Source organism: Bradyrhizobium sp. HKCCYLRH3059, assembly GCF_051168035.1.
Lineage (GTDB): Bacteria > Pseudomonadota > Alphaproteobacteria > Rhizobiales > Xanthobacteraceae > Bradyrhizobium.
Map to the genome: position 1 here is coordinate 103,214 of NZ_JBNPUF010000008.1, position 22,404 is coordinate 125,617.

The window sequence follows — 22,404 nt, forward strand, 5'->3', positions numbered from 1 at the left end:
GGGGACCCGCGCTCGCGCAGCTTGCGGCACGCGAGCCTGACATTTCAAAGTCATGCAAAGACGTTTGCAGCTGTTTAGATCGATTCAAAATGCGTAATCCCTTCTTCGAACAGGACCTGGAAAGCGCGTCGCGTTTGGCAGGCGATCGTCCTTCGCGGCAGTAAGGCGGCCGCGCATGAGCATCGCTGCGCACAAACGAAGGTCGGCGCCGCAGATGTGGCGCCGACCTCGTGAACGACATGGCAGAAGACCGCTGCCGCAACTACCACGGCATCTGGTTCATTGCCTCCCACGGATTGCCGCCATAGGGCGAGGGCACGACCTTGATCTTCGCCATCATGCCCCCGTCCTCATGTTCGAGAATATGGCAGTGATAGACGAACTCGCCGACCTGTGAGAACGGGATATCAACCACCACGGGCTTCGACGTGCACTGCCCGTTCCGCCACTGCTCGATGCTGCAGACCCCGCTCTGGGATTCCATTACTTCCGGGACGTTCGGAGTCGCGACGCCGAGCGGGACGTTGTCCTGCAGCATGCCCCCGCCGATGCTCCTGTTCAGCGATACCGACAGCGGCGTGTTCTCCCCCGCCTTGCTGTTGACGGTCCGGAAGCGCGTCTGGTGAATGTGGAAGTTGTGATTTTCCGTCGACAGCTGCACCAGCTCCCAGGTCTCGTGGACGGGGCGCTGTCCCGGCGCGAGCGGCAGACAGACGATGTTCTGCGACGGGTCGAACTGGCTCACCGGGAGCTGGGTGCCGGGCACGGGGTTGCCGTTCTGATCGACTTCCTCATAGCCGAGACCGAAGGTGCCGTCGTCGGTCAGGTCGGCGATGCCGAAGAATATCCGGCGGCGATGCCCCGCCGGCAGCGGACGGCAGCCGGCACGCAGCGGCGCGGCGTTCGCGTACGGCACCTTGGCATCGAGGATGCCGGACGGCTGCATGGTCGCCAAGGCGTCTCCCCTGATGTCCATGGCGTAGGCGATGTGATTGCGCCAACCGCGCTGGTGGAAGTGCACCTTGGCAAGATCGACCGCCGGCCACTGGTCGCCGCTGCCCATCGTCAGTCCGGCCATCTTGAAGGTCGCGGAGGCGGACCGCCCGAGGCTGGCGATCGCGCCTGTCGCGGGATCGCGATAGGTGACGAACACCTCGGTGCGCGAGCTCGGCATCATGACCATCTGGGTGACGCAGACCGGCTTCGAATGGAAGCCCGACGTCGGCGACGGCGGACAGGGAACGACCCTGAAGCGGGCGCCGCCGAGACGAACCATGGTGTCCATCGTCGTATCCTGCGGCAGGTTCACGCTCACGCCGTCGACCGAGATCAGCTGCATGACCATCGGCTTCTGCGTCTCGTCATCGGTCAGCTGAAGATTGTAGGACAGGCTGCCGGACGCATTGGTGAGCCGCCAGACCTCGCCATCGGGATCGGTGACCTTGATCTTCGGGAACGTCTGGCCGTTGACCGTGAAGAACCATTTGCCGCCGGAGAAGTTGGAGCCGCCATCGGTCGACAGATCGACGCCCGGGCACGACCCCTCACGCACTTCGGAGCTGTCTGCCGGAAACTGGGCGCAGAAGCCCGGATCCTGCTGGTTGATCACCTCGCCCGGCTGGACGTCCACTGGACCGCTGTCGAACTGCACCGGGCCGCCGGGCGCGACCTGAAGATCCTTCAGGATCAGATGGCGCACGCTCGCGTCCGGAAACGGCGAATGCCTGGCATCGCCATGCGCGTAGTCCGAGACCTCGCCGACCGAGATGATGCCGGCCAGTCCCTGCGAGACCTGGTTGAGCGAGATGCCGTGGATGTGCGGGTGAAACCAGAACTGGCCCGACGGGTGGTTGCGCGGAATCTCGATGCGGTAATCCGCGGAGTCCATCTTGTTGGAGCCGTGCTGATGGGTGGTCTGCGGCACCGGCATGCCGTTGGCCGAGTTGAAGATCTGAACGAAGACGTAGTCCCCGAACGTCTGGTCGGTCAGCGTCGGCGCGCGCGGCTCGACGATCAGCCCATGGGTATGCAGGTTGGTCGGATTCCGAAACAGGTTGGCCTGGCCGGGATCGGTGTTGTGATTCACCTTGGCCGGGTCGAGCTGCGGCAGCTGGTTCACCAGCCTGATCTTCAGCGTATCCCCCTTCTGCAGCGCCAGCCGCACGCTACCATAATCCGCCACCGCGGCGCCGGCAGGGCATTTGTCGCCTGAGGCCGGCCGCCGACAGATCTCGTAGACCCAGCCGGTCGGGTTCATCGGCGAGCCCCCAGGGGGCTCATAGGTGATCGTCGAGATCGGCTTGGGGCGCGCGATCATCAGCAGATCGAGCACGCCATGCCAACTCCTGAACACCGTCGGCTCGGCCAGATCATGGGCCTGCGCCGCAGGACCCGCAACGGTCAAACCGGCCAACATCGCGGCCGCCGATGTCAGTAATCGCAGAGTTGGCTTGCGCACACGCCCAACTAACATGCCTGATCCCCATCTGGCTCGAGATACACCGGTAGGAACGATCACCGTCCCCGGGATGCGGAATTCGAATGAGCAGTCCGAACTCATCAGCCGATCTGCCGCATCGTCCCCTCAGCCTTCGTCGCCATGTCGGGTGGCTCCTTTGTGACGTTTTCTTTCGCTTTGTGAGAATTGCCGACCGGCGTTTAAGAATCGATCTAACTACACGTCCAGACGCCTGCGTTGTGCGCGTGGCGGACAGCAGCGACACAAAAACGACAACCAGCTCTCGTAGCTCGCCATGAAGCTCATGAGATCGTGTCGGACGCGAACGCTGCCGGACATGTTTGTGAGTGCCCCGCTCCGAGGAGACCGAACGATGCTGCTTGCTGTTGTTCTCGCATGGGCCTGCAACGTAACCGGCATGGCCTGTGGAGCACCGACCACCGAGATCATCCAGAAAGCCTACGAGCAGGAGGCGCCGTCATCCGGCGTCCGCCACGACAAGGGCCTCAAGATCGTCGAGGCGACCTGCGACAAGGGCGACCAGGGCGGGCGTTTCCTGTGCCAGGTCTCTTTCGTATCGGAGGACGACCCCGACAAGCGCCTGTATTTCGACATCGTCTCCGCGGCTCTCACGGACAAGGGATGGGTGCTGACGAGCGGATTGTGCAAGCGCTGAGCGCCATCGACCGAGAGCCGCATCGCTTTTGTCGGTGCGGCCTGCCGGCGCCTATCATCACGCTTCGATCCAGATCGGATCCATCCTTACAATTGACGGCGTCCCGAGCGTTGGCGTTGATGCATCCGGAGCAGCCTCGACTCGGGCGACAGAAAGGGCGGCCCTGCTTGAGCCAGCGGAGGCGCAGTGGGGGTTGACGGTATCTGCGCAAAGCTTTCGTTAGCTGAATTTGTCGGCTGGGCCGGCGCCTGCGCCGGCAGCAGCGTGAGAACGGTGACGTCCTCACCCCGTTGCAGCGTGACCGATCTCGCCTCGACGAGACGCAGCGTCCAACCCTGATAGTCCGCGCCGGTTCTGATCCGCAACGGCGTCTTGCTGCTCGTATCGACGAACACCGCAAGGCCGCGGTCTCCGTTCACGACGGTGCCGACGAGCGCGAGTTGCGGCCTTTCCGGTGCGGGCGGCCCCTGCACCACCGGAGCCTCCACGACGGCCGGCAGCGGAGCCTCCGTCGGCGGAGGGCGGCGCGACGGCGAAAATAGCGGGCGCTCGCGCGTCGCCGACAGCTGCTCGAGCGGAATGCCCCATAATGGGTTGCCGGTTCGCGATGGCGTTCGCTGCGCGATGGACGAGGCTTGCGCCGTTCCGTTCGGCTGTTCGGCGGAGACCGCTCCCGAGACGTCCAGACCGGCCGAATGGGCGATGCCGAACGCCGACGCCACCGCCAGAACGCTGCAACAGCCGATCATGCAAAGCTTCGCGCGACTACTCATTGCGGGCCCTGCCACTGTCCGGAGACCGTCATCAGCACGCGTAATTTTCCGCCGGATGCCGCCGCGGGCGCGTTCCCCTCGACGACAAGTTCGTCGACGAACAGACAGGGCATGCCGGCCTCCAGATCGTAGAGGATCGGCTGCAGATCGGACTGACCGGCCTCGAAGCTCGCGCTCCCGCTGATATGACCGTCCTTGGCGCGGGGGCCCTGCACATCGAGCTGCGACGACGACACGCTGCCGCCGTGACGCGTCACCACGTCGCCGAGGCGCTGCAGCAGCGCTGCTCCTGCCACGGTCACCGTCGGTCCTTCGAGAAAGGCCGATCCCGTCATGCCGGCATCGCCGTTGCCGTCCTGACGTGCGGCCGCCATGCTGTGGGCGTCCAGCAAATGAAGTGTATCGGCGAGCGAGGTCACCTCGCTGCGCTGATCGATCATGCTCTTGATCGACAGCACCGTGACCGAGATCAGCACGATCAGCAGTCCCGCATAGGCGGCGGCGGCGATCGAGGGCGATGCGGAATTGTCCGTGACGAGCTTTGCGACGCTCATGTGCCAAGTCCAAAATGGGGCTTGATGCCCGCTTCGATATGAAAGCGTTCGCCGGGATCGTCAGCCGAACGCGTGGTCGGCGCGAAGAAGGTCGCGCGCGTGAAGTGCGCCGACTGCTCGATCAATTTGACCAGTGCCGGCGCATCCTGGGTCATTCCGACGATTTGCAGTCTGTCTTTCTCGATCCGCAGCTCGGTCACATACGTGTTGTCGGGCAGTATCCGGGACAGCGCCTCCATCAGCACGACCGCCGCGGGGCTTTCCTGCTTGCGTCGCATCAGGCCTCGCAGCGCGGCGTTGTCGGTGCCCTGCAGATCGAGGCGCAGCGCTGCGCGCCGCTCGGATATCCTCCGCGTGAGCTGGCCTTGCTGCTCGTCCAGCCTCTCGCCCAGCGGGCTCCCCGCCGCGAAAGACAGCGCCGCTGAGATTGCGGCGACGATCAACAGAGCGGCCAGGACCCGACTGACACGGCCGACGTCGAGCGATCCCCCCAGGCGCTGCTCGTTCAACCTCGTTGCATTGGTTGCGGTGAGCCGGTCGTCGACCGGCATCGGCGCCGTCTCAGGCGCAGCAAACAGGATGATCGATCCAGCCCGCCAGGACTCGGCGAGGCGAATGAGAGATTCCAGCTTCGGCCTTGGCGCGGCGATCACGGTTGTTTGGATGCGCTCACTCGATATCTCGACCGGCGCAGTCCTGCCGAACACGGCCTCATGCGCCGACCACGGCGTCAACCGGTCGAGCTGCGAGCGGACCATGGCATCGAGAAACTCGACGGCGCGCTTGGGCAGATCCAGCGGCCGCCAGAGAAAACGGTCCGGCCTCAGCACGACTTCGATCCGGCTGCCGTGAACGGCCGCCTTCCAGCTCTCCGGAGGCGCGGGCAGGCTCGCGTCGCCGTCCGGCAGGAGAATGCGACAATCGGGCGGGACGGATCGCCCGGGTCGCGCGAGCATCCGCATGATGAAGACGTTCCGTTCAATCTCGATCAGCCGGACAGACGGCTTGATGGTGAGCCGGCCTATCGCGGCCACCACGGCTTCGGCGACGGAGCCGATCCAGGCCGCCAGTTCGCGGCGCACGCGCGTCGACATCGTCATCTCGGCGCCTTTCCTGTTGGCCGAAGCATCCCCGGAGTGTTGACATCATCGCGCCACGCCAGGACGCGGTAAGGATCCTCACCATCGCCCAGCAGGATGACCGCTTCCGTTGCGGCCCTGCGACCGCCGTCAAAGCCGATCGTGACCCACACGCGGACGGCATCGGCGACCTCCAAGGTCGCTCCGGCGCGCGCCGGCCCCAGCGCCGCGTTGAGCGACCTGACGTCGCGGCGCAGGCCGGCCCGCTGATCGAGGAAGCTCTTCAACTGCTCCTGGGTCATCCCGGGAAGCGCGGCCACCACCTCGGGGGCGGCCTCCAGCGCGTCGATCTCGCGCCGGCCGCTGAAGACGGTGACGAAGGACATGGCTCTGTCGACCAGCGGCGGCGGCAGGTTGAGCACCAGCCGAAGCTCCTCGACGTTTGCGAACGGCGCGGAACGAGGCATGTAGTCCGCGCCGGCCGTGCGGTAGAGATCGCGCTCCGCGTCCGCAACGTTGTCAGCCGGCGGCGTTCGCCAGCCGACGATCCGCTCGGCATACTCGCCGGCCTTGTCCGCGCGCGCGCCGAGAACCTCGAACAGGTTGGCCAGCATCTGCCTGGATGCCTGGTTGAGATCGATTCGGGCGGCTTCCGACCGGAACGTGACCGAAACCTGCGCATGATCGAGCCGGAATGAAAACGCGCCGGCGGCGGGGCGCTGCGGCTTCGGCGACGCGGACAATCTGTAGGCCGCAAGCTCGAGGCCTGCCGAGGCCAGCGCCGCCGATCGCAGGCGAGCATCATCGAGCGACAGGCGTTGAGAGGTGCTGACGAGATAGACGGACAAGGCTCCTGCCAGTCCAGCCAGCGAGACCAGGAGCCACAGCACCGCAATGAGTACGAAGCCGCCTTCCCGATCATCGGGATCCGGATCTCGCGGGTGCTTCTGTCGCCACATCATCATTGCTTCGATGCTGTGGAGGCGCGCCCGACCGTTGCATCGGCCGAGAGAGCGTGTCTGTCGCAGGTGGGGTCCGCGGGCCGGCAGACGCTGTCGGGCGGCGCCGAAACACGAATGACGGCGATCCGTGACAGCGACGGTGCGCTTGCGCGGCTTCCGTCGTGCACCGTCACCCGCACGGCCGCAGGCAGCCTTTCTGCATTCTGCCACGATGGACTCCAGATCCGGTCTGTCCCCGCATAGGCAAACGACACCCGGTACGGCGCCTTCAGCAGCACCACCGGATCACCGAAATCCCGGGCGGACGCACTGCCGGGCGCGAATGCCGCGCGGGTGCGGGTCAACGCCGCGCCATCGCCGCCGCCTTCGGCGATGCGGACCACGTCCAGTCCGCTGCCCCGATGCGGTCCGAGCGCCGTTCGGACGAGCGTGATCGAGGTCTCCGACCCGTCGAACAGAACGGACTTGGCCTGCCCATCCGGCTTGATGAATTCGGAGGCCGCGATATCGGCGCCGATGCGATCGAGCGCCATGCTGATGGATTCGCTGCGCTGGATGCGATACAGGCCGCGATCCCAGTTCGGCAGCCATTGCGACGTGACCGCGAGCAGCCCGGAGATCAGCAGCCCCATCAAGACCATGGCGACGAGGACTTCCACGAGGGTGAAGCCAGCTTGAGTATCGTTGGTCCGCGTCGCCATCACTCGGCCCGCCTTCGAAACAGCCGGACGGTTTCCAGCTCCATGGTCGCGCCCGATGGCGATCGCACCTGGAGCACGATCTTCTTTGGGACCCACGCCGACGCGCTGTCCGGTGCGCCGCCATCGATGGCGAATGGCTCCGCCTGCGCGCGCCAGAGATGAGCCGTCGACTCCCCTGACTGGGTCGGCGATGCCGGCGGCAGGCGGGACGGAAAGGCCAGCCACAGTGCGTTATAGGCCGCCTGTACCAGAGCGACGTGCTGCTCCAGCTTCCTGCTGCCGCGCGCCGAGGACCCCATGAGCGCGCCGATCGCGACGAGCGACACCGCCATGATCGCGAGCGCGACCAATGTCTCGATCAGGGTAAATCCTGCCGTCGGCCTATCGGCTCGACAGACCAGTGCTCGGGACAATCTCGATCCCTCCTGTCAGCCAGTTGACGCGAATTTGGTAGCCCGCATCGAGATGGGTGAGCGTGATGACGCCGCCGCACGACATGCCCGATCCGAAGAAGCTGATGGTCTGGATTGCGGGCCGATCGTCGCAACGACGCGGCAGCACCGTCTCGACCCGCACGTCCGTCGGCAAGCGAACGACCTGCCCGTTCGCGCCCGAGCTGAACGAGCGCGCCTGCGCGTCGATGCGAGTCACGACCTCCAAGCCTCGCCTGATCGCGGCGTTGCGATCGGCCTTCAACAGCGCAGCAGCCTCGATCGCATAGGCCTCGAGTTGCGGCCGCGAGGTCTGCCGCGAGACGGCGGGGACCGCGACGGACGCCAGCAGCGCGACGATCGCGAGCACACAGACCATCTCGATCAGAGTGAAGCCGGCCTCGCAGCCGTCACGGCCGACCATCGTTATTTGGCACCCATCGTGATCGACGAAGAGATGTCGGCGGCAAGATCCACGCCGCCCTCCTGCCCGTCCGATCCGTACGACACGATTTCATAGGGCACATGCTGTCCGGGCGACCGGTAGACGTAGGCGTGATTCCAGGGATCGCTCGGGACATTTCCTCCCTTGAGATACGGACCCGCCCAGCCTGCGATGGTCGAGGCAGGCCGGACCAGCGCGGTCAGACCTTCCGACGAGGTCGGATAGCGCCCGGTGTCGAGATAGAACAGATCGAGCGCGCTCGAAAAACTCTGAATTTGAATCCGGGCGGTCTTGACGCGGGATTCGTTCAGGGATGTCAGCACACGCGGTCCGATCAGACCCATGATCATTCCGATGATGGCGATGACGACCAGCATCTCGACGAGCGTGAAGCCGCTCTGAGGGTCGTCGCGCGCAATGTTGGTCCGCCGCGCGGTACAGCTGATCCCTGACTGTTTCATGCGATGGTCCATCTTGTTCTACCCGACGAGTTGCGTCACCGACAGCAGCGCGGTCATCACCGAGACGATGAGACCGCCCACGACGGTGCTGATGAGAATGATCGCGGCCGGACCGACGATGCCCACGATGCGATCGAGGCCGCGCTGCAGCTTCGCCTCGTAGAACTCGGCGATGCGGCCGGCGAGGACCGAAAGCTGCCCGGTCTCCTCGCCGATCCGGATCATCCGCGTGGCCATGGCCGGCAGAATGTTCGTCGCTGCCAGCGCTTCCGACAGCTTGCCGCCGTGACGAACGCGGTCGGCCGCGGCGTTCCACGCCGCGGCGCTGCCGGTGGCCGCCATGATGTCGACCAGGATGCGCAGCGTCGCCGTCAAGGTCAGCCCGCTGCCGAGCAGGATCGCGAGATTGCGGCAGAATACGCTCGTGCGATACGACCTGAACACGGTTGCGAGGCCCGGAAGCCGGCAGACCCGCGCGATCACGGCAGCGCGCACGCTTGCGCGGCCAAGGAGGAGGAGAGCCGCAGCAATCAGCGCGCTCGCCGACAGCGCGATCGCCGCGCCATTGCCGCGCACGAAATCGGAGATGTCGAGAAACGTGTTGATGGCGGCGTCGGACCTGGCGCCGAAATCGCGCAGCACCGCCGAGAACTGCGGCAGCACGACGATGAAGAAGAACAGCATCACCAGAAGCGCGGCGATCAGGACGAACAGCGGGTACTGCATCGCGTCGCTGAGCTTGCGACGCATCGCCTCCGCGCGCGCCCGCTCGGCGCCGAGCACATCGAGCACATGATCGAGGGTGCCCGAGACCTCCCCGACCCGCACCAGCGCGACGTACATCGCGGGAAACTGCAAGGCATGATGCGTCAGCGCTTCGGCGAAACTTTCTCCAGCCAGGACGCTGGATCGCAACCGGCTGACGATCGGACGCAGCCGACCGATATCGGCATCGCCAGCGAGAAGCTCGAGCGAATCCTCGAGCCGGGCTCCGGCCTTCAACAACAGCGCCAGATCACGCGTGAAGGTCGTGACATCGCCAGGGGTCGGACCGCCAAACAGCGCGAGAGTGTCGCGGGCGAGGACGCTCGTGGCCTTTTCCTCGACGGTCTCGATCGGCAGCAGCCGCAGATACTCGATCCGGTCGATCACCTCCTTGGCCGTGGCAGCCGAGATCGTGCCGTGCACGACGTCGCCGTTCTCGGTCAGTGCACGATAGCGGAATCTGCTCACCGGCTCACCGTAACGTTGTGACGCGCAGGATTTCCGCGACCGACGTGGCGCCGGCCCGGCACTTCGCGACACCATCGTCGAGCATCGTGGTCATGCCGTTCAGAATGGCGCTGCGGTCGATCACGGCCGCATCGGTCGTGCCCTGGATCAGTGACCGGATCTCCGGATTCAGCTCCAGAACCTCGAAGATGCCGAGCCGGCCGCGATAGCCGGTGCCGCCGCAGCGCTCGCAGCCAGCCGGCTCGTAGACCGTCTCGCCGACGTCGAAGCCCACCGCGGCGTAGCGCGGGTCCGCGCAGAGATCGTCGGCGCTCAGCATCCGCTTCGACCTGCAGCGCTCGCACAGCCGGCGCACCAGCCGCTGCGCGATCACCGCGCGCAGCGTCGAGCGCAACAGAAAGTCCTCGACCCCGAGATCGAGCAAACGCGGCACGGCGGCCGCCGCGTTCTCGGTATGCAGCGTGGTCAGCACGAGATGGCCGGTCAGCGCCGCATGAACAGCGACATGGGCGGTTTCGCCGTCGCGCACCTCGCCGACCATGATGACATCCGGATCCTGCCGCACGAAGGACCGCAGGGCAGAGGCGAAGGTCAGCCCGATCGACGGCTTGACCTGCGACTGGTTGATGCCCGGGATCTCATATTCGACCGGGTCCTCGATGGTGAGGATCTTGCGCGTGGGCTCGTTGAGGATCGACAGCGCGGTCGCGAGCGTGGTGGTCTTGCCGCTGCCGGTCGGCCCGCAGATCACGATCATGCCGTGCGGCAGCGCCAGCAGGCGGCGCAGCGATCGATCGTCGTGGGGAGAAAAGCCGAGCTTCTCGATCGCGAGCAGACCACGGTCCTTGGGCAGCAGCCGGATCACCGCCGACTCGCCATATTGCGTCGGCATCACGGCGACGCGCACGTCCAACTCGATGCGGCCGATGCGAAGCCGCGCAGCGCCATCCTGAGGCAGGCGCCGTTCCGCGATGTTCAACCCGGCGACGATCTTGATGCGCGAGATGACGGCTTGGGGCAGCACGCCGAACGGCTCAGGGAGCGGCTTCAGCAGGCCGTCGACACGCATCCGGACCGACAGCCCGCTCCGCATCGCCTCGACATGGATGTCGCTGGCGCGCAACTCCACCGCCCGCTCGAACAGATCGTTGACCGCGCGTACCACAGGCGCTCCGGTGGCGAGGTCGCGCAAGCCCTCGATGTCGTCGTCGCGCAGCTGCGGCTCAGCCGTTTCGTTGCGCGCCGGTAGCTCGTCCTCGCCCGCGAGCCGGTTCAGCGCGGTGGCAACATCCTCGGCGGAGGCGACCACCAGCTCGACCGCCCTGCCGAACACCAGCTCCGCGGCGCGTAGCGCTGCGGTGTCGCGGGGATCCGCCACCGCAAGGCATGGTCCGTGCCCGGCGGATTGGAACGGGAAGACCATCGTCTCCCGCAGGAAGCGCCGTGAAAAATGTTCTGTGAGCGGTCTGGACGCCAGCAAATCGGACAGCGCGATCCGAGTCAATCCGAGCTGCCGCGCGATGTCGTCGGCGGACTCGGGACCTGCGGGATTGGTCGCCGTCGATGATCCCATCCCCGCGCTGTCCTGCGCCGCAGCGCCGACCCGTCCAGCGGCGAGCCGGACCGCCCCCCGGCGATCCTGCAGATCGTCGGCCAATCGTAGAGGAGGAGTCGAGCTCATGGCGCGTCCCGTGACGGATCGTTGTCGATCACCTCATTGTCGAGGTCTGGATTGTCGAACAGTTCGTTCTCGATACCAAAGATGACCCTTCTGCGGTCAGCTGATTAGAACAACTACAAACCCGAACTCGATGCGGTCGCGCGAACTCCGCCGGGCTGCGTCGGCCGCCATTCGAGCGCGAGCCGTTGGCCGTCGGCGATCTGATCGGGCGACATCTTGAACGCGATGGCGTCCCGGATTCGCAAATAAGGTTCGCGCAGACGATTGGGCGCTGCGGCCGCTGCAAGGTTGAGCCATTTGTAGGCCAGCACGAGGTCCTGGCAGACGCCATGCCCCTTGTCGTAGCTCAGACCCAAGAGGTGCTGCGCCGTCGGGTCGCCGCGCTCGGCGGCTCCGATATAGAGCTCGACCGCCGCCTCGTAGGACTGCGGGACGCCGAACCCGTTTTCATACATGTAGCCGAGCGCGGTCATGGCGGGCGGATGTCCACTCTGCGCCATCGGCGCCAACGCTGCGGCCGCCCTGACATACTCGCCGCGCGCCAGCGCGGCCCATGCGTCGCCGCGCGGCCGCGCGTCGGCCGCGACGATGCCGAAGGCGAGCGCCAGAACAGCGAAGGCCGTTGTCGCATGCCGCATCATCGATTGACCCGCGGAGTCTGAAGCGCACTTGTCGAGACAGGCCTGATCGTGCCGCGCAGCTTGGAGCGCAGCTCCTCGGCGACGTAATGGGCGTCGGTCCCGTCGCGGATGATCTGGGGGCGAATGAAGATGATCAGCTCGGTCCGCCCGCGGCTGCGGTCGTTGTTGCTGAAGAGGTCGCCGAGGCCCGGGATCTGGTCGATCCCCGGCACGCCGCTGCGGGTGCCCTGATGGGTTTCGCTGATGAGACCGGCCAGCAGCACGGTCTGGCCGCTGGCAACTGCCACCGAGCTCTTCACCTTGCGCTGGGCGACAGTCGGCGTGAGGCTGTTGACGGTCTGCGGCGAGACGTTGCTGATCTCCTGCTCGATCTCCAGCCGGACGTTGCCGTTCTCGTTGACCCGCGGTGCGACGCGCAGGATGATTCCGGTGTTGCGGTAGTCGATCGTGTTGACGACCGTGTTGTTGGTCGTCAGCACCGTGGCGCTGCCGGTCGAGACCGGCACCTGGTCGCCGACCTGCAATGTCGCCGCCTGGTTGTCGATCACCACCAGCGATGGGTTGGACAGCACCTTGACATCGGTGACCGTATGCAGCGCGCTGAGGATCGCGCTCGGCTGGGATTCCGACCCGACCAGGAAATTGAACCCGGGAAAAGCGCGGCTGAGAAAGGCGTTGGTGATCGTTCCCGCGGCCGAGGCGACCGTTGCCGGCGCCGATGTCGAGGTGGTGTTGAGCACTGACCCCTGGTCGGGTCTCAGGCCGAGGTTTTTGCTGGTGAGATAGGCCTGCACGCCGTAGTTCAGCGAATCGTTGAGCGTGACTTCGGCGATCGTCGCGTCGATCGCGACCTGCAGCTGCGGACGATCGCACTGACGCAGGGTAGCTTCGATCAGCCGGTAGTTTTCCCTGTCGGCATAGATGAGAAGCGTGTTGTTGACGACGTCGGGCGTGATCCGCACGCCCTCCATGAGCGGCTTGCCGCCCGCGCCCGTTGCGCGCGCTTCCGATCCCGCATCGAGTCCCGCCTGGGTCGGTGGCGGCGTCCCGCCGAAGCCGCGGTTGGCGACCAGGCCGGCGTTGCCCTGCTGCTGGCTCGCGAAGCCGCCCGACTGAGCCGTCGTGCCGGCGGCCGAGAGCCGTTCGCTGCTCGAGCTCGACGATGCTCCGGACCCGGGAGCGAGGTCAGTCGACGATCCCTCGGCCGCGCTGCCCGCGTTTCCGGTGAACATGTCGTTCAGCACCCGCGCCATCTGGCGCGCCTCGCCATACTTGACACGGTAGACATGGACGCTGTTGCGCAGCGTGTTGCCGGCATCGAGCCGCTTGATCCAGGTCTCCGCCGTATGCAGCAGCGCCGGCTTGCGGCTGATGACCATGACGGCGTTCATCCGGCTGACAGTCTGGAACTTGACCATGTTCTGGCCGAGCCCGCTGTCGCCGGTGTCCATGATCTTCTCGAGCTCGGCGACGATCGGCTCGGGATTGCCATTGACGATGGGAAAGATCCCGACCGACTGTCCGCGCATCCAGTCTGCATCGAAGCTCAGCGCGGCATCGATCGCGGTGCGTCGCTCGGCGCCCGTCCCCTGGATCAGCAGCACGTTGCGGCCGGGATCGGCGCGCACCGTGCCGGGCTTGAGCGCAAAGCTGTCGAGCAGCTTCAGCAGTGTCGGGGCGGAGACATATTGCAGTGGCAGCACGGAGATGCCGTAACCAGGCTCTGCCGAGCCTCCGGCGGCATCGACGTTGCCGGCACCCACTGCGTCGCCGAGTGGAATCAGCCGGTATCCGGAGTTGTCGCGAACCAGCGCCGTCCCCGAGAGCCGGAGCGCGTTCTCGAGCACGTAGGCAACGTCCGATTTCGGGACCGGGCGCACCGAGGACAGGCTGACCGTTCCCTGGATCCTTGGATCGATGGTGTAGCCGACGCCGAGAACGTCGCCGAGCACCACCTTGGCCACCGTCGCGATCGGCGTATTCTCGAAGTTCAGCTCGAACCCGTTGCCAACCGGCTGCGAATGCGCGGCCACCTGCTGGATCGGAAGCGAGCCCGCGGCCGGCGCTTCCGCTCGCGCGTCCCTGGCATCTCGTGCATCGTCGTTGCCGCCATAGATCTCGGCACGGGCGCGCCGCGCCGCCGGCGACTGCTCCGGCATGGCCTGCCTGGGATAGCGCGGCGAAAGGTCGATCCGGCCGACCTTGTCAAGCACGTCATCGCCGCGGCTATCGCTGCCGAGCGTCGCCGGGTTGCAGCCCGCCAACGCGATCGACATCGTGAGCAACGTTGCGAGCGTGCGGCATCGCAGCCAAGCTGCGCTCAAATCAGCAATCTCAACCACTCGCCCGCCCACCCGATCTGCCGAGTCCGTTCTACGTTTCGAGGCACACCCGGGCGGAGAGCGGTCGCGCTCCGCCCGGGTGCTCCAACCTGTGTCTTGCGAGGAGACGCCGCTGCCGTCAGGCCGCGGCCCCTGCTCGCGTCGGTCGGCTACCAGAGCCAGCCGACGCCCGCGAGAACCCGGTCGGACATCGCCCCCGCCGCGCTGTGATCGATCACCTTGGTGTAGTTCAGCTTGTAAACCAGGCTGGGATTCGGAAACACGGCAAGGCCGACGTCGTGGAACGTCATGTCACCGCTGCCCGTGATGTTGTTCAGGCCGTTGGTGAGATCGGAGCCGAGCATGCCCGACGTCTGGAAGTTCTGTCGGGTATAGCGATAGAACGGCACGATGTCGTAGTCGTTGGGCGCCCTGAAGTGGTAGGCGATCTCGCCGGAGTAGCCCCACATGTTCTTGCCGACGTTGTTGTCGTCGACGAGATCATTGTTGGCGCGGAGGTTCTCCGGATTGGAGAAGTTTACGTGGGCATATTCAGCCCGCAGCTCCAGCCCGGTGTTCGGAACGCGATAGCGGGCCTCGGTATTGAAGATCGTCATCGCGTTCTTGCCGAGGGGCACCTCGCTGCCGTCCGGCAGCGTCGCATAGGCGCCCCGCGGCGTGACGTTCGGCGAATAATAGATCGCCGAGCTTCCGGCAAAGCCGGGAAGGAACGACGGCGTGTAGCTCAGCCGCAGCGTATAGGCGAGCTGGTTGCTCAGCTGCCGGAAATCGCCGATCGGCGCTCGCGAGAGCGCGAGCGCTTCCGAGCCGTTGATGCCGCCTTCATAGCCGCCCGGATTGATATGACCATTGTCGCCGCGATGATCGAATCCGTCGCCGAAATCCTCCGCGCTCTGGCTGACCTGGAACTGATAGTTCAAGCCGTCGATGATCTTGCCGTGAAACCCTGCCGATGGCGCGTACCATGTCGTCGGGATCAGGCCGTTGGCAAGCTCCGGCCGCTGCACGCTGTAGAACAGCGTCGGCTCGTGATACAGGTTGGTGAAGGAGATCGGGATGAGATCGATACCCGGCGAACGCAGGGTGAAGTGGTCGTTGAACTTGACGTCGAAGAAGGCCTGCTCGACCTCGACCGCACCATGCAGCTTGTCGTCGTTATCGAATGCGGTGCCGCCATGCTCCCATTCCAGCTCCGCGTTGAAAGTGATGGAGTCATTGACCTGATAGGTCGGCAGCAAGACAAGGCGGGCCATGTCGAAGCCGTTCTGCCACTGACCGTTCGCTGCGGGATTTTGCACCGAGCCGAGCTTGATCTCGCCGTACATGCCGATCTTCATGCCGGGGACCGGCGACGGCGCGGCGCCGAACAGGTCTCTGCTGGGCTGCGGCGCAGGTGCTTTTAGATCTGCTGCCGGCAGAAATCGCGGCTTGGAATCCGAATCGGCGAACGCTGCCGCCAGCCGTGATGCCGGGGATGGCGATGGTCCGGCATCAGCCCCCTTCGACCCACTGTCCCTGACGTCCTTCGAGTCGGCGAGCGCCATGGCGTTGCCGACCGGCTGGCTGGACGCAGTCTGCGCGTTGTCGGAGGCTTTCGCACCTCCGGCACGCGCGTCCTTGGCGCCGATCAGAGGCATCGGGTCGGCCGGGCGGCGAGATGCGAGTGATGCGGACTGTCCGACGCTGGTCGTCTTCTTTGCCTTGGCGTCCTTGAGCTCGACTTGAAGACTGTTGATGCGCTGCTCCATGGACTCGAGCTTCGCCATCAGCGCTTTGACGGCTGCCCCGTCCGTGGACCGCGCCGAGCCGGCGTCGGCCGCCTGGGCTGCTGCGGCGCTCAACGCCAATGTCGATACGGCGGCAAGCAGAGATGGCAGGAGTCGGTCGCGGCCGCGAAGCGGGCCACCGCCTTTGCCAATACTCAAAGCGCCGTCGTGTGAAGACGCGGAGCAATCTGCGCGCCTTCCGCTGCAGCTAATCAAGACCATCAGTCAAACCTCCCCATGATGATGCGCGGACGTGCATCCCCTTCGCCCGCGCCGCCGTGAGCACAGAATTCGTGCGCGACTGCGAGCCATTCGCGCTAGAAGCCCGCGATGTCGATACTTGGGCTCGTCGGAGATGCTCGCGTGTCAGCACTTGGGCGGCGCTCGTTGCGCGGCGGAGGCACGGCTTGCCGACCAATCGCTTGGACGCCAGCCGAGATCTGGCTAAGTGTTTTCAGTCATTGATAATTGCTGCTGGGTTCATGTCCGGCGTGCGGAGCGTCGAGCGGCGCAGCGTAGAGCTGCATTCATGCCTTTGCATCGCGAAGTAATAAGCGACGTCACACTTCGCCAACGACGGCCCTACTCCGAAAGAAATTGCGTTCGTGCGATGGCGCAGCTCGGACGAAGCAATGGAATCCAACGAAAAGCCGCAAGCGGACGCGACTGAGATTGCGGCAAGACGCCGCACGCTTCTCTCGTGGAGATGTCGCATCTACGCACGCGAATACCAGTCCCTTCCGATCAAGGCAGTCAAACCGGTAAGGCGCTCGGCTTCTTTAAAGAGATTCTAAACCGGTTACGCGAACCGACAGCGGTGGTTCTCGAAATGATAACAAATCAGTTGGCGCAGTTTTCAGGGTCGACGACACGCCCGGACTCGCTCCCATCATTACGCCGCATTGCGTGACGCTATTATTCGCCAGTTAGTGTGGTCTATCTGACGTTGGCTTCAGTATTCCCTCGAATGCCATCGACGAAGACGTCGCCTGACCACATCAGGATCGTGAATAGTCAGATACGTCCATCTTCTTCGACGCGCGTGACGGAATTTTCTGCAAAGCGGGACGGACGTCAGGACGGGAGTTGAGGGTGAACCGATTGCTTCGCTTGGTCGCCGCTATCATCGGAGAGGCACTATGAACGCTGTCCATCGGTTGGAGCCGGCGGCCGGACCGTTGCAGAATGTTCTTGGGTATCTCACCGAGATGATCCTGCGCAATGCACGTGCGGTCGCGCGCCTGTCTGACCATCGGCTTGCGGGCGGACAATGCTTCGTGTTCCATCAGCATGAGCTGGAGAAGCTGCCCGGCATTACCTACAACACGTTCGACGCTGATGGGCCCGTGTGGCTCTCCATCGAACGCCTGGTCGCCACCGATCCTCCCGCCGTCGAGTACGACCTGGCGATGTGGATTGACGTGTCCGCTGATCCGGACCGTCGCCCGCTGGTTCGGCAACGCGTGACGATCACGGTGCACGCGGCGGAAAAAGACCGGTTGATCGCGGCCGGTGACGCACGCGGCGAGCACTGCTCGCCGGCGAACGGCCCGGGGGTGGCCGCCGGGCTCTGGAACGTGCGATTGCATCTTGAGCAACGCCCGGACATCGTCGAGCGTCTGGACCGCTATCTCGCCGGCTCGTGGACAAATTGGGCCGCGGCCGAGCGGCTACGCCGCAAGACCATCGCGGTTCATCAGCGATTGCGCGAGATGGCTCGCGTGGCGGGAGCCGGAGGCAACGATGGCAGCTGCGAAATCGTGTGGGGCATTGGCGTGTCACGCTGGCGGCAACAAGGCCGCGAGTTGGATCTTCCGCTGCTCGAACGCCTGGTCGAGATCGAGGTCCTCGATGGCTCCGACACCGAAATCAGAATCCGGCCCCGCATGGTCGGCGCGACGGTCAATCTCAAGGCGTTCGAACCGCTGACATCAGCGGCCGGATTGGCGGGGCAAACGGCCGAGCAGTTGCTCGAGACGATCGAGCGCGGCAACGAGCTTTCGCCATTCCAGCCCGCCAGCTTCGAGCCGGTTCTCAGCGCCATCGGCTCACAGCTCGACCCGCATGGGATCTACTGTCCCACCATGCCCGACTCCGCATTGCTGCTTCCCGAGGAGGACGAGCAACTGGTCGTCTCCGATCGCTGGGTGATCTTTGCGCGGCCGCGCTCGGACGCACTGCTGTTGCGCGACATCGAGCGGCTGAAGCGAGCGATCGAATACGCGCCCGGCGACGCTTGCTGCCTGGCCGCACTGTCTCGCCTTCTGCTTGGCGCGCCGGACCACGAAGCCCATGACGGCGCGCGCCGTCGTCTATCCGGCGTGATCGGTGAACCGATCGACGTCGGGCCGGATGCGCAGATCGCGGCGGATCACGGCGACCTGTTCTTTCCGCTGCCGACGAACTCCGACCAGATGGAGGTCGTGCGACAGCTCCGGCGATCGGACGGACTTGTCGTGCAAGGCGCGCGCGGGTCCGAGCGCACGTCCACCCTCGTCAACCTGGTTTGCCATCACCTCGCAATGGGCCTGCGCGTTCTCGTCGTCTCGCGCAACGAGGCTGCACTCGGACTGTTGTCCGAGAAGCTGCCGCGCGCTGTCCGTGATCTGACCGTCGATCTAACCGGCTCCGACAAGGACGTCTTGAAGCATGCGGAGACAGTCGTCAGCCGGCTGCTGTCGATCCTCAAGACCACGAACCCGCGCGCGCAGGCGGAACAGGTCAATCGGCTGGAGCGCGACATCATCGCGACCAGCGTCGAGATAACGCGTCTCGATGACGCGTTCGCAGACATCGCCAGCCGCAGCATGCTGCGGTCATCCGGTGTCCCCGACCTGCCGTTCGACGCGTTGACCACGCTGATCGCCGACCGCGACGCCTATGCCTGGTTCACCGATCAGCCGTCACGATTCGTGAGTGAGAGCGACCTTCTGGTTGCGGCAGTCGAGCAGGCCCGTGAGGCGCGTGTTCGGCTGGGTACCGATCTCGCATATGTCGACGACGCGCTCCCGGAAATCGCGGCCCTGCCGGACGCCGTGACCGTGAGACGTTTGCACGAGGACCTGCAGCCGGCGCGGATCGACGGCGAAAGCCATGACAGCCGGCTTGCCTGCCAGATCATCGCGGAGCTCGGGCCGGACGGAGCGGACTTGCTCGCCGGCGACCTCGACGCGCTCGCGGCGGCCCACCGGATCATTGCCGACGAGCCCTGGCTCGCAGCGCTGTCGCCGGTCGGCCGCAAGGCCGATGCAATGTCGGTTGACGGTGGCATCCTCGTCGATTTTGCCCGCGATGCGTCGTCCCTGCTGTCGCAACGTGCCGGCTTCCTGGTTCGGCCGGTGGAAACGCCGGCGGACGCCTTCGCCAGCCAGGAACTGCTCACGATTGTCGAACGGCTGTCGGCCGGAGCAAGGCCGTTCGCGACATTCTCCCTGTCCGGCCGTGCGTTGAAGCAGACCGTGGAGGCGATCAGGGTGGCTGGCTTCGCGCCGAAGGGCGCGGCCGACTGGGGCCATGTTCGCGACTATCTGACCTGGCGTCGTCACCTGCATTCGCTCGACGCCAGATGGCGATCGCTGGCGGCCGAAATCGGTGCGCCTGCGCCCGAGCCGGACTCCTCTCACACGTTCCACGGTCACGAGCGCGTCGTCAAAAGCGTCGAGGCCGCGATCGTGCTGGCGGCGCTGGCGAAGCGCAATGTTCTCACCGCCGCACCGAAGCTGTCGATGCCGGACGACGCGATCGCCGGACTGCTCGGTGACGGCCGAAGACTGTCCGCGCTCGCAGCCGCAGTGAGGAGCATGGCTCTCCGCATCGGCAAGCAGCGGCTGGAGCTCACCCGGCTGAACGAGCTGTTTGGCGGCAGCGGCAAGGTCGCAACGCAGGCTCATGCCGACGTGCTCTCGCAGATCGGCCGCGACGGTGTCGACCCGCGCGACATCGAGACACGCTGGAGCACCCTTCGCACCCGGCTGCAGTCGCTGCACGACCGGCGCCAGGATTTCGAACTGCTCGACGAGGTCTGCCGAGCGATCACCGAGGCCGGAGCGGACGCCTTCGCCCGGCGGATCAGGACCGAGCCGGCACATCCACAGACCGGGGATCCGGTGCTCGTTGCAGATTGGATGATGGCCTGGAATTGGGCAGTGCTGATGCGGCAGACCGAAGGCATCGGTCAGCATCAGCGTTTGCAGGACCTGTCCGACCAGCGCGCGGCACTGGAGATGCAGTTGCGCGAGCTGTTCGGTCGGGTCGTCGTGGCACGGATGCATCTCGGCCTGGCACAGAACACCGGCAGCGCCATGAGGCAGGCGCTCACCGTGTTCATGACCACGCTGAGAAAGATGGCAGCGACCTGTTCCGGCCCCATCGCGTGCCGGTTGCGTCAGGCCGCACGCGAGGCACTCGAGAGCTGCTACGAAGGCATCCCATGCCAGCTGGTGCCGGCATGGCGCGTGGCCGAGCAGTTGCCGGCCCGGCTCGGCGCATTTGATCTCGTCGTCATCGACGATGCCTCGCAATCCGATCTCCGCGAACTCACTGCGATGCTCCGGGCCCGCAAGGTCGTCGTCATCGAGGACGATCGGCAGACCGGCGAGCGCGTCGCGCAAGGTGAGCACGACATCGAAACCATCGCACGCAGCATCCTGCGCAGCGGTCCGGCTGCCATGCGCCGGTTCCTGCTGCCGGGCGCAGCGCTCTGCGATTTCGTCAAGATGCTGTTTCCCGACCGGATGATCAGACTTCGGGAGCACGCTCGCCGGGTCGATCCGGTCGCGCTTGCAGCCGTCGGCTCACAGCAGCCATCGGCACAGCCGGCGACCAGCCCGCATCCGGCTGCCGCGCGGCTCACTGGCGCGGCGGAGGATCACCCGGCATCCGCGCGATCCGTAACGCGCCGCGCCTATTCGCTGGAAGACGAGATCGCCACGGTGGCCGAAAGCCTGTCGCTGGCGCGGCTCTCGGAGCAACGCGCTGAGCCGGCCATCTCGATCGAGAGCCCGGTGCCGGATTGGCTGGGCAACCGCGCCGGCGCCGGCATCGGGGCGCGTCCAACGCGGCGCCGCGAGCATGAGGTCGCGACCGATGAAACGCGTGCCGCCTCGTCGTCTGATACGCCCGCCTCTGCGCCGCCCGCGTCCGTCGCGCCCGCAGCGCCTGTCGAGATCGAGGAGAATCAGCCGTCCGCGGCCGATCGGCTCGCGGAGGCTGCGAGGTCGCCGGCCGACGATGCCACCATCGCGCGGGTGGCCGTGCTCGCCCGCCCGGCGGAACTGTCCGAGACGACGACGCGCGGCCAAGCCGAGTCGGAGCGCGACGCCGTGCATATCGATCATCGCGCGCTGTCGCCGGGTCGGCGTCCGCGGCCTGATCATGGAGCGAGGCGTCCACACCGCTCGCTCCGCCGGCACATGATGGCCGCTGCCGCCGGCTTGGCGGTCGCGGTGGTTGGCGCATCGATCTACTGGCAGCCGGCGGCGAGCCGGATCACGACGTCCTTGCAAACCGTTTTGAACCGACTCCCGGTGTCCTGGAATGCCGCCTCGCCGGCCGCCGCCGAGCCGCGCAAGGTCATCGCGGATCGGATAACGCCTGACGCCAGGGGCGGTGCTGGCGGCGATGCGATCACCACGGGGAGCGCGACCGAGACGATGGTGTCACATGCCGTGCTGTACCAGGAGGATCCGCAGGATCCGCACGGCAAGCGCTATCTCGGGAAAGTCACCTGGCATGTCGAGCCTGCGGCAGGAGCGGTGCCAGCCTCGATCAAAGGCGATGTCGAGATCGACAAGAGGATGACGGCGACGTTGTCGCTGCGTCCAAACAAGGAAGCCGAAATGCCGGCGAGCCACATCATGGAGATCAAGTTCAACTGGCCGGACGACCCGTCTCACGCCGGGGTGGAGACCTTGAAGGGCGTCAGCATGAAGCCCAAGGAAGCGGGTCGCGGGACCCCGTTGACCACCATGACCGCCAAGGTGACGCCGGAGTTCTTCATGATCGCGCTGTCGGCGGGGGATGTCGACATGAAGCGGAACGTGTTGCTGCTCAAGGGCAAGGACTGGATCGACATCCCGATCGTCTACAATGGCGGCAGCCGGGCGGTGCTGGCGATCGAGAAGGGAGCGGACGGTGAGCGCGCGTTCAAGGATGCGTTTGCCGCCTGGGGACAATGATCCGGCGGCAAGGCCGACGCACGGA

At 65.6% G+C, this 22,404-nt stretch carries 16 protein-coding genes; 2 read left to right on the forward strand and 14 right to left on the reverse strand.

The features are described 5' to 3' along the window. Positions 1-262 precede the first annotated feature (262 nt). A complete protein-coding gene (locus ACQR13_RS24585; protein ID WP_434843964.1) occupies positions 263-2,257 on the reverse strand; it encodes a multicopper oxidase domain-containing protein in 1,995 nt (664 codons plus the stop codon). Between the two features lie 574 nt (positions 2,258-2,831). On the opposite strand from ACQR13_RS24585, the gene ACQR13_RS24590 reads away from it, so the two are divergent. Beyond that, entirely contained in the window at positions 2,832-3,134 is a 303-nt protein-coding gene (locus ACQR13_RS24590) for a hypothetical protein (RefSeq protein WP_316170669.1), read from the forward strand. A gap of 86 nt (positions 3,135-3,220) precedes the next feature. Here ACQR13_RS24590 and ACQR13_RS24595 read toward each other — a convergent pair whose 3' ends face one another. The 13 genes from ACQR13_RS24595 to ACQR13_RS24655 form a co-directional block, all read right to left on the reverse strand. After that, the gene (locus ACQR13_RS24595; RefSeq protein ID WP_434863318.1) at positions 3,221-3,883 is read right to left on the reverse strand and encodes a hypothetical protein; all 663 of its coding nucleotides are present in this window, start codon (positions 3,881-3,883) and stop codon (positions 3,221-3,223) included. A gap of 20 nt (positions 3,884-3,903) precedes the next feature. Further along, the gene (gspM, locus tag ACQR13_RS24600; RefSeq protein ID WP_434843942.1) at positions 3,904-4,461 is read right to left on the reverse strand and encodes a type II secretion system protein GspM; all 558 of its coding nucleotides are present in this window, start codon (positions 4,459-4,461) and stop codon (positions 3,904-3,906) included. Continuing rightward, positions 4,458-5,561: a PilN domain-containing protein gene (locus ACQR13_RS24605; RefSeq protein WP_434863319.1), complete on the reverse strand. Its 1,104-nt coding sequence runs from the start codon at positions 5,559-5,561 to the stop codon at positions 4,458-4,460. Before ACQR13_RS24605 ends, gspM begins: the two co-directional genes overlap by 4 nt. Next, a complete protein-coding gene (locus tag ACQR13_RS24610; protein WP_315715589.1) occupies positions 5,558-6,505 on the reverse strand; it encodes a general secretion pathway protein GspK in 948 nt (315 codons plus the stop codon). Before ACQR13_RS24610 ends, ACQR13_RS24605 begins: the two co-directional genes overlap by 4 nt. Beyond that, positions 6,502-7,203 (reverse strand): PulJ/GspJ family protein, encoded by a 702-nt coding sequence (locus tag ACQR13_RS24615; RefSeq protein WP_315828117.1) that lies wholly within the window; start codon positions 7,201-7,203, stop codon positions 6,502-6,504. Before ACQR13_RS24615 ends, ACQR13_RS24610 begins: the two co-directional genes overlap by 4 nt. After that, positions 7,203-7,616 (reverse strand): PulJ/GspJ family protein, encoded by a 414-nt coding sequence (locus ACQR13_RS24620; protein WP_315828116.1) that lies wholly within the window; start codon positions 7,614-7,616, stop codon positions 7,203-7,205. The genes ACQR13_RS24615 and ACQR13_RS24620 overlap by 1 nt, the downstream gene beginning before the upstream one ends. Then, positions 7,585-8,058, reverse strand: a complete 474-nt coding sequence (locus ACQR13_RS24625; protein ID WP_315828115.1) for a prepilin-type N-terminal cleavage/methylation domain-containing protein — start codon at positions 8,056-8,058, stop codon at positions 7,585-7,587. The genes ACQR13_RS24620 and ACQR13_RS24625 overlap by 32 nt, the downstream gene beginning before the upstream one ends. A 2-nt stretch (positions 8,059-8,060) precedes the next feature. Further along, complete coding sequence (gene gspG / locus ACQR13_RS24630) at positions 8,061-8,540, reverse strand: type II secretion system major pseudopilin GspG (protein ID WP_315828114.1); 480 nt, start codon at positions 8,538-8,540, stop codon at positions 8,061-8,063. Between the two features lie 18 nt (positions 8,541-8,558). Continuing rightward, positions 8,559-9,773, reverse strand: coding sequence for a type II secretion system F family protein (locus ACQR13_RS24635; protein WP_315752021.1), 1,215 nt, complete (start codon positions 9,771-9,773; stop codon positions 8,559-8,561). Positions 9,774-9,777: 4 nt separating this feature from the next. Beyond that, positions 9,778-11,454 (reverse strand): GspE/PulE family protein, encoded by a 1,677-nt coding sequence (locus tag ACQR13_RS24640; RefSeq protein WP_316202518.1) that lies wholly within the window; start codon positions 11,452-11,454, stop codon positions 9,778-9,780. Positions 11,455-11,567: 113 nt separating this feature from the next. After that, the gene (locus ACQR13_RS24645) at positions 11,568-12,095 is read right to left on the reverse strand and encodes a tetratricopeptide repeat protein (protein WP_316202517.1); all 528 of its coding nucleotides are present in this window, start codon (positions 12,093-12,095) and stop codon (positions 11,568-11,570) included. Further along, on the reverse strand, positions 12,092-14,449 hold the full coding sequence (gspD, locus tag ACQR13_RS24650) for a type II secretion system secretin GspD (RefSeq protein WP_434863320.1): 2,358 nt from the start codon (positions 14,447-14,449) through the stop codon (positions 12,092-12,094). Before gspD ends, ACQR13_RS24645 begins: the two co-directional genes overlap by 4 nt. Positions 14,450-14,586: 137 nt before the next feature. Next, complete coding sequence (locus ACQR13_RS24655; protein WP_315715581.1) at positions 14,587-16,425, reverse strand: porin; 1,839 nt, start codon at positions 16,423-16,425, stop codon at positions 14,587-14,589. Between the two features lie 917 nt (positions 16,426-17,342). Here ACQR13_RS24655 and ACQR13_RS24660 point away from each other — a divergent pair. Further along, positions 17,343-22,379, forward strand: a complete 5,037-nt coding sequence (locus ACQR13_RS24660) for a helicase (RefSeq protein ID WP_434863321.1) — start codon at positions 17,343-17,345, stop codon at positions 22,377-22,379. Positions 22,380-22,404: the final 25 nt, after the last annotated feature.

Coding starts and splice junctions, on each gene's coding strand:
- ACQR13_RS24625 (WP_315828115.1), bottom strand. CDS start 8,058: ATGGTCGGCCGTGACGGCTGCGAGGCCGGCTTCACTCTGATCGAGATG.
- ACQR13_RS24645 (WP_316202517.1), bottom strand. CDS start 12,095: ATGATGCGGCATGCGACAACGGCCTTCGCTGTTCTGGCGCTCGCCTTC.
- ACQR13_RS24640 (WP_316202518.1), bottom strand. CDS start 11,454: ATGAGCTCGACTCCTCCTCTACGATTGGCCGACGATCTGCAGGATCGC.
- ACQR13_RS24660 (WP_434863321.1), top strand. CDS start 17,343: ATGAACGCTGTCCATCGGTTGGAGCCGGCGGCCGGACCGTTGCAGAAT.
- ACQR13_RS24590 (WP_316170669.1), top strand. CDS start 2,832: ATGCTGCTTGCTGTTGTTCTCGCATGGGCCTGCAACGTAACCGGCATG.
- gspG (WP_315828114.1), bottom strand. CDS start 8,540: ATGAAACAGTCAGGGATCAGCTGTACCGCGCGGCGGACCAACATTGCG.
- ACQR13_RS24615 (WP_315828117.1), bottom strand. CDS start 7,203: ATGGCGACGCGGACCAACGATACTCAAGCTGGCTTCACCCTCGTGGAA.
- ACQR13_RS24605 (WP_434863319.1), bottom strand. CDS start 5,561: ATGACGATGTCGACGCGCGTGCGCCGCGAACTGGCGGCCTGGATCGGC.
- gspM (WP_434843942.1), bottom strand. CDS start 4,461: ATGAGCGTCGCAAAGCTCGTCACGGACAATTCCGCATCGCCCTCGATC.
- ACQR13_RS24610 (WP_315715589.1), bottom strand. CDS start 6,505: ATGATGATGTGGCGACAGAAGCACCCGCGAGATCCGGATCCCGATGAT.
- ACQR13_RS24595 (WP_434863318.1), bottom strand. CDS start 3,883: ATGATCGGCTGTTGCAGCGTTCTGGCGGTGGCGTCGGCGTTCGGCATC.
- ACQR13_RS24585 (WP_434843964.1), bottom strand. CDS start 2,257: ATGAACCCGACCGGCTGGGTCTACGAGATCTGTCGGCGGCCGGCCTCA.
- ACQR13_RS24655 (WP_315715581.1), bottom strand. CDS start 16,425: ATGGTCTTGATTAGCTGCAGCGGAAGGCGCGCAGATTGCTCCGCGTCT.